This is a genomic window from Streptomyces sp. NPDC049970 (genome assembly GCF_040660235.1).
Lineage (GTDB): Bacteria > Actinomycetota > Actinomycetes > Streptomycetales > Streptomycetaceae > Streptomyces.
The window spans coordinates 93,341-105,306 of record NZ_JBFALP010000006.1; the positions used below are offsets into that span (position 1 = coordinate 93,341).

At 70.1% G+C, this 11,966-nt stretch carries 13 protein-coding genes; 1 reads left to right on the plus strand and 12 read right to left on the minus strand.

The features are described 5' to 3' along the window. Positions 1–202: 202 nt before the first annotated feature. The 5 genes from AB0I83_RS13745 to AB0I83_RS13765 form a co-directional block, all read right to left on the minus strand. Entirely contained in the window at positions 203–481 is a 279-nt protein-coding gene (locus tag AB0I83_RS13745) for a hypothetical protein (protein WP_356530002.1), read from the minus strand. 150 nt (positions 482–631) lie between these two features. After that, complete coding sequence (locus AB0I83_RS13750) at positions 632–883, minus strand: hypothetical protein (protein ID WP_356530001.1); 252 nt, start codon at positions 881–883, stop codon at positions 632–634. A 144-nt stretch (positions 884–1,027) separates the two neighbouring features. Beyond that, positions 1,028–1,966 (minus strand): bacteriocin fulvocin C-related protein, encoded by a 939-nt coding sequence (locus AB0I83_RS13755; RefSeq protein ID WP_363304704.1) that lies wholly within the window; start codon positions 1,964–1,966, stop codon positions 1,028–1,030. A 437-nt stretch (positions 1,967–2,403) separates the two neighbouring features. Further along, positions 2,404–3,054 carry a GPR1/FUN34/YaaH family transporter gene (locus AB0I83_RS13760; RefSeq protein ID WP_356530088.1) on the minus strand — a complete coding sequence of 217 codons (651 nt, stop codon included), beginning with the start codon at positions 3,052–3,054 and terminating at the stop codon, positions 2,404–2,406. 162 nt (positions 3,055–3,216) lie between these two features. Beyond that, complete coding sequence (locus AB0I83_RS13765; protein WP_356839228.1) at positions 3,217–3,489, minus strand: DUF3253 domain-containing protein; 273 nt, start codon at positions 3,487–3,489, stop codon at positions 3,217–3,219. A 290-nt stretch (positions 3,490–3,779) separates the two neighbouring features. Between AB0I83_RS13765 and AB0I83_RS13770 the strand changes: the two genes are divergently transcribed. Continuing rightward, positions 3,780–4,361, plus strand: coding sequence for a snapalysin family zinc-dependent metalloprotease (locus tag AB0I83_RS13770; protein WP_363304705.1), 582 nt, complete (start codon positions 3,780–3,782; stop codon positions 4,359–4,361). Between the two features lie 275 nt (positions 4,362–4,636). Here the strand turns inward: AB0I83_RS13770 and AB0I83_RS13775 are convergent, their stop codons facing one another. The 7 genes from AB0I83_RS13775 to AB0I83_RS13805 all read right to left on the minus strand — a co-directional run bounded on the left by AB0I83_RS13775 (position 4,637) and on the right by AB0I83_RS13805 (position 11,082). After that, a complete protein-coding gene (locus tag AB0I83_RS13775; protein WP_363304706.1) occupies positions 4,637–5,443 on the minus strand; it encodes an enoyl-CoA hydratase/isomerase family protein in 807 nt (268 codons plus the stop codon). Further along, complete coding sequence (locus tag AB0I83_RS13780; RefSeq protein WP_363304707.1) at positions 5,440–6,687, minus strand: cytochrome P450; 1,248 nt, start codon at positions 6,685–6,687, stop codon at positions 5,440–5,442. Before AB0I83_RS13780 ends, AB0I83_RS13775 begins: the two co-directional genes overlap by 4 nt. 104 nt (positions 6,688–6,791) lie before the next feature. After that, a complete protein-coding gene (locus AB0I83_RS13785; RefSeq protein ID WP_363304708.1) occupies positions 6,792–8,162 on the minus strand; it encodes a cytochrome P450 in 1,371 nt (456 codons plus the stop codon). Positions 8,163–8,172: 10 nt separating this feature from the next. Further along, positions 8,173–8,733, minus strand: coding sequence for an ATP/GTP-binding protein (locus AB0I83_RS13790; protein ID WP_356529991.1), 561 nt, complete (start codon positions 8,731–8,733; stop codon positions 8,173–8,175). 3 nt (positions 8,734–8,736) lie between these two features. Further along, positions 8,737–9,129, minus strand: coding sequence for a DUF742 domain-containing protein (locus AB0I83_RS13795; RefSeq protein ID WP_356529990.1), 393 nt, complete (start codon positions 9,127–9,129; stop codon positions 8,737–8,739). Further along, complete coding sequence (locus AB0I83_RS13800; RefSeq protein ID WP_356529988.1) at positions 9,122–9,961, minus strand: roadblock/LC7 domain-containing protein; 840 nt, start codon at positions 9,959–9,961, stop codon at positions 9,122–9,124. Before AB0I83_RS13800 ends, AB0I83_RS13795 begins: the two co-directional genes overlap by 8 nt. Then, positions 9,958–11,082: an ATP-binding protein gene (locus AB0I83_RS13805; protein WP_356529986.1), complete on the minus strand. Its 1,125-nt coding sequence runs from the start codon at positions 11,080–11,082 to the stop codon at positions 9,958–9,960. The genes AB0I83_RS13800 and AB0I83_RS13805 overlap by 4 nt, the downstream gene beginning before the upstream one ends. Between the last annotated feature and the right edge of the window lie 884 nt (positions 11,083–11,966).

The window sequence follows — 11,966 nt, forward strand, 5'->3', positions numbered from 1 at the left end:
GCGACCGCCCACGGTTCTGCCCGGGAGTACGGGCGTACGGGGCGCAGGACGCGGCCGGCGGGGTTCTGGATTCCCAGCGTAGGGCGGACGCGTGCGTCGGCCTTCGATCTGCCGGTCGTGTCGCGCACTTCGCCGTGTGCGCGGCGCCCCGGGGAGACGCCCTGGGCGTGCCCCCGCGCGTCACCCCCGGTCGTGGCCCCTGTCAGCTCCTCGAAGCGGACGCGGTCAGCTTCTTGGCGGTGCTGCAGTGCACCCTGCGCCCGTGGCGCCACAGTTGCACGACGGTCACGACGAGCAGCACGGTGAAGACCGCCAGGAGCACTGCCGCGATCTCGGGCCGGCCGCCGCTGACCGTGGGCTTCGGCCCCTGGGTGAGCAGTCCGAGCAGGGAGAGCAGCGCGCCGACCAGGTAGAGGGAGCGCACACGCCGCAACTGGCGCAACGCGCGGGGAGCCAGAGCCAAACGCTTCATGGATGCCATGACCTCTCTATACCCTGAACATGACCGCGTAGACGCGGCGTTGCCGTCTCCGCGACGTACGCGGACACGAGGCGTAGGACACGTGTGGCCGGGACCCTCGCTGGAGGGATCCCGGCCACAGGTTCGCGGGGCTACGACGGTCCCGCGTGCTCAGCCCTCCACCGGGTGCCCGCCGTCGCCTTCGACCACGACACGGTCCTCGCCGACCTCGGCCGAACGCTCGACCATGGTGATGTCGACCTCGCCGTCACCGGTGGTGTCGAACTGGTAGACGTCCGCCTTACCGTCGCCGGTGGTGTCCGTCATCCAGACATCGGGCTTGCCGTCACCGTTGGTGTCCGCCGCCAGCACCACGTGGTGCTCGTCGCCACGGGTCTCCACAACCTCTTCGCCTGAGTTCATGAGGCCCGCGTGCCCGGCGTCCTTCGGCCCAAACCAGCCCGGGCCCTCCCGGGTACGCACCCCGCCCTCCGAGGGAGCGGGCACACGAGATCCGGTCGGGCCCACCTCACCTCTGCGGCAGGACGGCCAGGGACTCGTCTGCGGCTACCAGGGGATGCCGGGGCAGCCTCCGTCGCAGTCGAAGGCGTAGAAGGTGCCGCAGTCGTCGACGATCACCCGGCACCGGCCGTTGCCGGCCTCGCAGGCGCCGAGGACGCAGTAGGGATCGCGCACGGAACAGCCGCAGTCGGGAATCATCACGTGGACGCCACCGGACGCCTGTTCCGAGGCGCCGGCAGGTCCGAGGTTCGCGAGCATCGCGTGCGCCCCCGCCACGCCGAACGCGTCGACCGCGTCCCGGTGCAGTTCCTCGAGGCGCCCCTTGAGCGGCTCCGCGACCCCCTCGGAGCCCTTCGCCCTGACGAAGTTGGACGGTTCGGCGGCCACCGATCGCGCGTCCCGCAGTACGGAGCGCTGTGCGGGGAGCAGATCCGTACGCGATCCCTCGAAGGCGCTGAGGTGGTCCGACCACAGTGCGCTGCGCACCTGCGGTGTCGACGCGGAGTAGACGGCCTTGCGGTAGGCCTGCGGGTAGCGGACGACCTCGCCGTACGTCTGCGGGAGCCGGCCCTCGCCGACGCGCCGCGCCGCCCACTTGTGGGCGCTCTCCTCCTCCTGCGCGGCGAACGCGGGTGTCTTCCCGGTCAGGACCAGCCCGGCGGCGACCACCGCACCGCCGGTGTAGCGGAGGAACTGCGCCCGGCTGACAGCTGCGCGGCCGCGCGGGGCGTCGGGCAGCGCGTCCGGCTTTCCCGCCGCCCTACGCCGAAGACCGCCGAGCGCGTGCAGGACACGCAGGGCCGACCGGGGCCCCAGGACCCGCATCAGAGGCGCGGCCATACGTGGACCGGTCCACGCGCCCAGTACCCCCCTCTCCTCGGCACCGGGGGCGGCCGAAAGCCGGAACAGGGTGGGGGCCCAGGGCGGTTGGGCTCCGAAGCGCTGGGTCCGCCAGCGCTCGACCTCCGGGTTGCGCAGTGGCATGACCCGGAGTCGCCCCTGAGACACCTCCTCCACGACGGCCGAGATCTCGCGGCATGTTCCACAGCCGTCGTCGAAGGCCAGAACCCAGTGTGTTGTTCGTTTGATGGCCACGGTCAGCTCCCCGTCTCCGCGCGAGTGCCACGAGGACACGAAAGCGCGCATTGTCGCTGGTCAAATCATCGTGACAGGGTGGCGAGCGGGCGTGCAACGGGGCGTTGGGGGCAGGGCGGGGGGCAGCTGGCCTGAATGCGACGGGCCCTGGCCACCTGAGGTTGACCAGCGGCACCACAGGCGCAGTTCACGGCACCAGCAGGCATCGGAGGAAGCTGGAAGGGCCGGTCGGTTCCGACCGGAACAAGACCATCCGGACGGATTCCGACCACTGCGTCGGCGTGACAACGGCGCTTGGGAGTGCCGCCGTTCGCCCACCCCCGGGTTCACAACTGGTGACGGACCCCGGCCTCCTGCTGGGCGGGGGTGAGCTGTTCCCGCAGGTCGCCTTCGATGGACCTGCGTGCGGCACCACGCCGGAACAGGGGCAGTACGGTGCGCTGCTTGCCGTCCTCCACCAGGAGCGCCAGTCCGCCGTACAGCGCGTAGCAACCGATACCGATACCGGTCCAGCCCGCCGCGACCTGCAGCGCGTTCCCGAGACCCGCCTCGTAGAGGCCGGTCAGACCGAAGCGCAGGGCGGCGAGGGTGAGCAGCACGGCGAAGAGGGGTTTCGACTGTGCCGCCGCACCCGCCAGCGCGAGGACGAACGGGACGAGCGCCAGGAGGAAGACGGCTTGGGCGACCACGGGCCTGCCCGGCGGGGAGTCGAGGGAGGTCACACTCGTCCCGGCCCAGGCAGCGCCCAGAAGGAGCATCGCCGTACCGGCACCGGCGTCGCGGGCGAGGAAGGCGAACAGTCCGGCGACGAACTGCAGGGGTACGACGAAGATCAGCACCAGGAGCAGCAGCACGCTGCTCTGGCCGGTCGGCACCCACCCGAGCTGGAGTGAGGACAGGACAACACTCCCTATGCCGAGGGCGAAGAAGCCCAGCGGGAGTGGACTGGCGATCGGACGGAGCACGATGCGTGTCACGGCGTCGGTGGTCAGCGGGTCGGATGGGCCGGGGGCGTCAGAGGCGTGGGGCACAGGTGCAGCGTACGGGCCGCTCGGCGCGGGCAGCCCGGTCGCGGTGCCGCACCGCGACATCGGGTCCAGCGCGGTGGCCCGTCCGGGAGGCGCCGTGCCCGGAGCCCGTCAGCGGGCGCGGCGGATGCGGATCGGCCCGCGGGCCCGGCCCGGCTCGACGGGGCGGCCGGCCTGGGTGATCTCCACTTCTCCGGCCGCGACGAGCCGTCCTGCCGCCCTGCGGGCGGGTTCCATGAGCGCGCGCCAGCCGTCGCCGTCCCCCGAGTACACCGCACGCGCGGCGTCGGAAGGGCAGATCGTCGCGGTCGGGCCGCGACGCTCGAGGAGTTCCAGGATGGTTCGTTCCAAACGCCGGTCCATCTGCCGCTCGGTGTCCGTCACGCCGCCAGTGTCGCACCGGTGAGCACGGGACCCGGGACGTCGGGCAGCGTGCCGGATCCAGTGACCGACGGGTTGCCCGGAGCGCCCCGGCCACCACGGAGCAGGGGATGGCTCCGCGCACGACCGACGTTTTCCGGTCCAGATGAATGACAGGGGCATGACTAACCCGAGGTCTTGGGCATAGGTTTCCAGGACCCGGGAGATCGAGCGGCCGGCCACCCGCCTGTCGCAGCGCCTCTCCCCCACTCCCGGCTCCCAGGAGCCGGGCCCCCACGAGTGAAGGGACCGCAATGCCGCACTCCTTATGGCTGAAGGCAGCCGGCACAGCCGCAGCACTCACCCTGGCCGCAGCTACGGCGGCGCAGGCCGCGCCCGCACCGGAGCAGGCCGGGGCGACGAGCGCCGCAGCGGTGGTGACGCTCCGCTACGACGACAGCCGGGCCGTCGGCTGGGAAACGGCGATCAGCGCCGGGGTCGCGTCGTGGAATCTGAACGTCGACAACGTCAAGCTGGTCGAGGCCGCACCCGGCACCCGGGCCGAGATCCAGATCGTCGCCACCAGCGGCTGGCCGCAGGCGACGCTCGGCCCGGTACGCCCCGGAGGCCAGGTGCGTGTAGAACTCGGGAGCCAGGCGGTGTCCGAGGGCCATGACAAGACCCGCATCGCCGCCCACGAGATCGGCCACAGTCTGGGGCTGCCGGACACCAAGCCGGGCCCGTGCAGCCAGCTGATGTCCGGCTCGAGCGCCGGCACCAGCTGCAGGAACGCGGTTCCGAACTCGACCGAGCAGGCCCGCGTGGAGTCCGCCTACGCAAACGGCCTCGCGGCCCGCCTTCCGGCGGACGGCCGCACCCTGGTGGACGCCCGGTAGGAGGTAGGGCCTTTCGTTCGGATCAGGCCGGAGCCGAGGCAAGGAGCGTCACCGACCGACGCCGACGCCGCGAGGTGCGGCACCGGCCCCCGCCAGCCCGGCACGATCCGAACGAGAGGTCCCGGGACGACCGTCCGGCGTGAGGTGCCCGACCCAGACCCACCCGGTCGGGCGCCTCGCCGCCGTGCGTTCCGTCGGCTCGCGGCCCACCGTGTCAAGGCCGTCAGGCGGTCTCCCGGGACCCGTCGAACCGGGCCGGATCCCCGGCTCCTGATCTACCCTTCCGGATGCTCGGGCCTCAGGTGCTGGTGGAGAGACGCCGTCAGGAGATGGGAGTCGAGCAGGGAGACGTCCGCCGTGCGGTCCGCCCGCGCGTACCCCGCCAGCATGCGCTTGGTCAGGACGAGTGCCTCCGGCGCCCTTCGCACCAGGGGCCTCGTCCAGGCCTCGATCACCTTGTCCAGCTCGTCGAGCGGGGCCGTCCGGTGAAGGAGGCCGAGCCGGTGGGCCGTCACAGCATCGAACACATCGCAGGTGAGCATGAGTTCGCGGATCCTCGCGGCGCCGGCCTCGGAGACCAGCCGCCCCATCGCGCCACCCCAGGCGGGTGGGAGCCCGATACCGACCTCGGGCATGCGGAAGCGGCTGGTGTCGGCGCCTGCGCGCAGGTCACAGAAGGAGGCGAGGGCGAGCCCCGCGCCGATGACCCGCCCGTGCAGCCGGGCGATGGTGACCACGTGGGTGCTCTCCAGGGCCTGACACAGGCGGTGGGCCTTGTCGGCCAGGCGCCGCAGCCCCGCTCCGGACGGATCCGCGGCCAGCGCCTCCCGGTACTCGTAGCGGTCGGCGCCGAGGCTGAAGTCCGCGCCCAGTGACGACAGGACGAGTATCCGGATGTCCGGTCTCTCATGGAGGTCGTCGAGCAGGGTCGAGAGGTCGTCGAGGACGGCCGTGCCCAGCGTGTCGTCCTGCACCCAGGGGTTGAGGCGGACGTACAGCACGGGGCCGTCCCGCTCGACGCGTATCGCCTTGGGAGCGGGCCGAGCAGTTGCGGAGGTGGTGATGGGGGTCGTCTCGGTCATGCGAAAGCTACGTCCAGGTTCAGCAGGCGCCGGAACGCCACGCGCGGCGCCATCGACGGGGGGCGTACAAGGGTGAGGCGGGGAAGGCGCCGGACCAGTCGGAGCAGCAGGGTCTGGGCTTCGAGGCGGGCCAGGGGGGCGCCGAGGCAGTAGTGGATGCCTCCGCTGAACGCGAGGTGACCGGGGACGCGTTCGGGGTCGAACCGGTCGGGGTCACTGTGTCTGGCCGGGTCGCGGTGGGCAGCGCCGACCATGAGGTGCACCATCTCGTCCCGGCGGATCCCGATGCCTCCCAGCACCGAGTCCTCGGAGGCGATCCTGCTGATCACATGGGTCGGAGGGTCGTAGCGCAGCGTCTCCTCCACGAACCCGGGTACGAGGCCAGGGTCGCCGGCGAGCATGTCCCAGCGTTCCGGGCTCTCCACGAGCCGGAGCGCCGTCGTCGACAGGAGGGTCGCGGTGGTCTCCAGGGCCGCCAGCAGCACGAACAGGACCAGGAAGTAGACCGCCTCGTCCGCCTTGTCCTGGTCGGGCTCCATCGCGTCCCACGTCTGGATCCACCGGGTGACGGGGTCTTCGCCGGGGTGGGATCGCCGGTGGCGTACCAGGTCCATGAAGTAGGTGCGGAGTTCGGCCGTCGCCGCGTCGGAGAGAGCCAACTGGCTGGCCGAGGGCAGTAGTTCCTGGGTAAAGACCTGATCGTGGGTCAGTTCACGCAGTCGGGGCCAGTCGGCCCGCGGCAGCCCGAGCCAGCCACCGATGGTGGCCACCGGCAGCTCTTCGCAGACCAGGGCCGAGAAGTCCGCCTCGCCGGTGCGTATTCGCTCCGTGAAGGAGTCGAGGAGTTGATCCGTGGTCCGGCTCACGTTGCGGCCGATGCGCTCCACGGTGGCACGGTCGAACGTGCCCGCCGCTCGCCGCACCTTCGTGTGGTCCGGGGGGTTGAGCGCGGCCAGCGTGTGGCTCATCTCGCGTGAGGAGGACGCGTTCCAGCGCGTTCCGGGCCCCTGCCGCTCTCGCCATTCCCTGTCGGGCTCCAGCCATTGACGGCTACGCAGCACCTGGTCGCAGGCGGCGAAGCCAGTGACCGCGTAGCCGCCCCAGGGGGCCGGTACCACCTCACCTCGCGAGAGGAGCTCGGCGTAGATCGGGAAGGGGTCGGCCTGCCCTCCAGCCGTCCGCAGACGGGAGAAGAGGGAGGCGGACGCCCGGCGGTCGTGCAACGCGGTTGTGGCAACCACCATGATGGCGGCTCCTTTCTGAGAATCAGCCGCCATGCATACCCACATGATCGTTAAAGCATCCCCTACCACAGAGTACTCATGGGGTTACTTGAATCACTCTTTCCTCACTCTCCCCGGGTCCATGCGATAAATCGGCTGAACAGGCCGCCCTTGGGCTGCGGAGAGGCGCCCGCTGTGCGTGACGGCCCGGCCTGCGGCGAGGCGGACGGCTGCTGCTGCGAAGCCTGGCCGACGCGCGAGGTGGCGGACTCGGCCGCCTGGGGAAGCAGCCTCGGGGTGAACCGGATCGGCAGCGTCACCAGCGAGCGGCTCCACGGACTCGGCGCCCAGGTGAGCGTCTTGAACGGAACACGCATCTCCACGTCGGGAAGCCGGTTGAGCAGGGTCTCGACGGCGGTGACTGCGATCATGAACGCCGGGTCCTTGGCGGGGCAGGCGTGCGGGCCCGCGCCGAAGGCCAGGTGCGCCTTCGCGCTGAGCTGTTCACGGTGCTGGGTCAGCTTGGGATCGGTGTTGGCCGCCGCGAAGGAGATCAGGATCGGGTCGTTGGCGCGGACCACCCTGCCGCCGAGTTCGACGTCGTGGGTCGGGTAGTGGGCGGCGTAGTTGGCGATCGGCGCGTAGTTCCACAGGGTCTGGGAGACGGCGTCCTCGACAGGGAGGCCGATCTGCCAGTCCTCACCGAGGTAGAGGGCGCTGCTGGTGCCGATGGCCGCGGTGAGCGGAGCGGTGCCGCCGGAGAGCAGGGTGACCAGCTGGTGCAGCACCTCCTCGTCGCTCAGCTGGGCGGAGTGCTGCATCAGACGGGTCGTCAGGTCAGCTGCCGGGCGCCTCCGCTTGAGCGCGATCAGCTCGGTGAGCGCACCGCCCAGCACCTCGTCGGCGCCGGGTGTGCCCTCGAAGATGCCACTGATCCCGGCGATCACCCGGTCACCGATCTCCGGCGGGCAGCCGAACAGATCGCTGAAGACCAGCAGCGGCAGCGGCTGGGCGTACTCGGCCATCAGCTCGGCCTGGCCACGCGGTTCGGAACTGAACTGGCTGATCAGGTAGTTGGCGGACTGCTGGGTCTGCCTGATGAGCTGGTGCTCGTTGACCGTGGCGAGACTGTCGGTGACGGCCTGGCGCAGCCGGGCATGTGCCGCGCCGTCGCTGAACAGTGCGTTGGGCCGGTAGCCCATCATCGGCAGGGCGGGGCTGTCGGCCGGGACACGGCCTTCGTTCAGCGCGTTCCAGCGGCGGGAGTCGCGCACGAAGGACGCGGGGTTCTGCAGGACGTACAGGGCGGCGTCGTAACTGGTGACGAGCTCGGTCTGCACGTCGGGCGCGATGTCGACGGGGGCGCTCGGACCGAACGCTCGCAGCTGCTCGTAGTGGCCTTCGGGGTCGGCTCCGAACGAGGGACCGTACATCTGGACGTTCCCGTGCGCCGGGCAGCCGGGGGGTATTTCCTGCGGATCGAGTGGCTGTTGCATTCCTGCGCTCCTAGCCGAGTAGGGACATGAGGTGGTTCACGAGGGTGATGAGGGACTGCGCGGCGGAGTTCTCGTCACGCACGTCGCACTTCACGACGGGTGTCTCGTCACTGAGGTTGAGTGCCTCGCGCACCTCGTCGAGCGGGTAGTCCGTGTTGCCCTCGAAGTGGTTGACGGCGATGGCGTACGTCAGCCCGAAGCGTTCGACGAGGTCCAGGACGGGGAAGGACTCATGGAGCCGCTCGGGGTCGACGAGGACCAGCGCGCCCAGGGCTCCCCGGGAGAGCTCCTCCCACATCTCCTTGAAGCGCTCCTGGCCGGGCGTTCCGAAGAGGTAGAGCACCAGCGTGTCGCTGAGGGTGAGCCGCCCGAAGTCCATGGCGACGGTGGTGGTGCGCTTGTCGGGAGTCCCCGACAGGTCATCGAAGCCGACGCTGGCCTCGGTGATCTCCTCTTCGGTCCGCAGGGGCTCGATCTCGGAGAGACTGCCGATGCAGGTGGTCTTACCGACCCCGAAGTGCCCCACTATGAGGATCTTCACCGCGTGGGAGACGTCTGGATCCAGGTACACGCGTTACGCTCCGAATCGATTCTTCAGGCCTTCGAGCACGGCGCTGACCAGCTCTCTGTCGACACGCTCGGCACGCGGGATCGGCCTCCTCACGAGGATGAGGCTGTCCTCCTCCAGCTGCGCCAGCAGGATGCGGACGATGCCCAGAGGCAGGTGCGTGTGCCCGGCCACCTCGGCCACGGAGAGGAAGCCGTTCGCCACCAGCTCCATGACCTGGCCCGCTTCCGGAGACAGGGTGTGAGCCGCGACCGGCCCTTCCTCCGTCGCCGCCGTCACGAGGGTCGTGTGCTCGTACTCGTGGTCCGGAGGCAGCGCGCGTCCGTTCGTGATCACGAAGAGGGGGACTAACGGCGACGTGAGTTCCAGCTCGTGATCCTGTTCGGGCCCGTCAGGCATGGCCTGCCCCTCCCTGTGCTGCCGGCTCGGTCAGTCTGGGAACCACCTCGTGCAGACGGGTGGTGAACTCCTCGATGTCGCAGTCGTGCTCGGCGGCAGCGGCGAGGAAGGTCCCCGGTCCCGCCGCCATCAGGAAGATCCAGCCGTGCTGGAACTCGATGACCGTCTGACGCCATTCGGCGTCCTCCAGAACCCCCGCGAACTGCGAGGTGACCCGGCTGTAGGCGTGGATGCCCGTCATCGCCGCGGAGATGGTGTCGGCGAGGTCCCGGCTCATCCCCCTGGTCGCACCGCGAGGAAGGCCGTCCGACCCCAGCAGCACCGCGTGGCGGGCTCCCCGGACCTCGGACATGACCTGGTCGAGCTCACCCAGGACGAACCCCCTGTCACCCGAGGCGGGCTGCCGGGCGGCGTTCCCCCGCGCGCCTCCGGCGTCCTCGGAGTTCATCCTCGGCGGCGACGTGAGGTTGTTGCCGAGCCGGGCGACGAGACGGTGCATGCGGAAGGAGATCTGCTGCATGTCCACATCCGGTGCCGCCGCGGCGGCCAGATACGCGCCCTGCCCTGCCCCGATCAGGAAGCTCCAGCCGTGGGAGAACTCGATGATGGTCTGGTTCCACTGCCGATTCTCCTCCGGCCCGGCGAAGTGTGCCGTGGCCCGGCTGAGCGACTGCATCCCGGCCATGGCGGCGGAGATGGTGCGCACCTCCTTCTCGGCCAGGCCTTCCGTCGCCCCGCGAGGAAGGCCGTCCGCGGACAGCAGGACGGCGTGCCGTGCACGGGGCACGTTGCGCACGATGTCCTCGAGCATCCACGACAGGTCAGCGGTCATGCGTCTTCGGACCCTTCGAGGGAGGTGGCGTCAAGGTTGCGGCCGGAGAGCGTGCCGCGCTGGAAGGCCCCCAGGCTGCGCCCGGAGGAACGCCCCGTCTGCTGCGGGGTCCGCGGCGGCTGCTGGGCGCTGTCCGCGTCGGGGACGCTCGTGATGGGCGTCTGGCGTGACCCGCGCTTGGGCAGCCCGTGCATCGTGCGCGGCGCCGCGCCCTGGGGCCGGCTCTCGGCTGCACGCCGGATGTTGCTGACGGGCGCCTCCTGGGCGGGCGGTATCTCCTCCATGGTCCACAACTCCTCGGGCAAGAGGACGACGGCCCGGACACCGCCGTATCGGGAGACTCCGGTGACATCCACCTTGAACCCGTGCTGACGCGCGATCAGGCCGATGACGGGGAAGCCGAACTTGGGCTGGGTCCCGAGTTGTGACAGACGGGGGGCGACTTCCCCGGAGAGCAGCGCGGTCGCCCGCTGCCGCTCTTCGTCGTTCATGCTGACACCTGCGTCGTCGATGACGATGCACAGGTTGTTCTGGACGCGCTGGAACGTCACCTCGATCGGTGCGTCGTGCTGCGAGAAGCTGGCAGCGTTGTCAAGCAGCTCCGCCACGGCGAGGGCGACGGGAGCGACAGCGGACGCCTTCAGCGCGAGACCGGCCTGCTGCATGATGGCGACCCGGTGGAAGTTGCGGATCTGGCCCTGGGCGCTGCGCACCACGTCGTAGACGCTCGCGGGCCTGTTGCGGCGGCCCAGCGGCGCACCGCACATGACGGCGATGCCCTGCGCCTTGCGCGCCATCTGGGCGTTGGCGTGGTTGACGTCCAGCAGCTCGCTGAGTACGGCGTGTCCGCCGTACTTGCGCTGGATGCCGTCCAGGAGCGTCGTCTGCTCGGCCGCGAGGCTCTGCAGGAAGCTGGCGGCACCCTTGAGGACGGTCTTGGTGTTCTCCTCGGCAGCTTCCTTGGCCTCCCGGAGCGTTGCGTCCTGCTCGTTCCGGAACATCTGCAGCTCGGCTCGCGACGAGTGCAGTTGGCTGTCTGTCATGAGCAGCCGGTGCCTCAGTTCGGCCTCGGTGTGCTGCTTCTTCGCCCCAAGCGCTCTGTTGCGGGCGACGAGTGCCACGACTGCGACAACGGCTATAGCCGCCACCGCAACCAAGCACCACACAAGTGCGTCTCGATTCATGGAAACCTTTCCCGGCGCATGGCATGCGGACGGCGGCGGATACACCTCGCGAGGATCCGCGGCACCAGCCGCTCGGCACTGTTCACCTGCTGTTACGTGGAGAACAGGCCGCCGATCCCAAATCAGCATCTGCGTCAAGTGGATCAAGATCACAGATGTCGGGATGCTATCACCGGATGTTCGTACCGGACGACGTCGACTGTGACCCCGCACACGGCCAACGCAGCCGTCCCGGCCGCAGGTTGACATGCGCTTTCGGCCAAGCCGCCCTGGTCCGCCACGCCTCTCGCCACCGATCTGTCAATCGGTTCTTCACAAGAGGAGTGACAATCTCTCACACGCATCTGAGGCACCGTCAACCGGACTCCGGCGGGCATCGCGGACGGAAGGACGCATCCGGCCCGGACAGGCCGGACGCACCTCATGCTCCCGGCGATCAGGCTGGTCACGGAGGTCTCCGCGCTCCCCGGAGGACCCCGAAGGAGATCGCCGGCCCACGGCCCGCCCGCCTGGACACCGCATCGTCCTGACCACTGCGGGAGTCGTCCACCCCTCGTGGACGCCCCTTCCGCAGGGGACCACGCACCCGGCACGGACCGAACCGCACGGACCGCAACCCGCACCCGGAGACCCCGCACTCGGAACGCGCCGACGCGCGTGGGCCCCGAAGACCCGCACGGCGACATCGCGGACGGCGCGGACTCACGGCACGAGCCGGGAACACGGAGGAGAATAACCGGGTGAAGGTGCGATATCGGAAGGTCCCGCTTAGATGCCTTGTTTCCGGGCACAGGAGCGACGGCGGCCGACCAGCCGGAAGG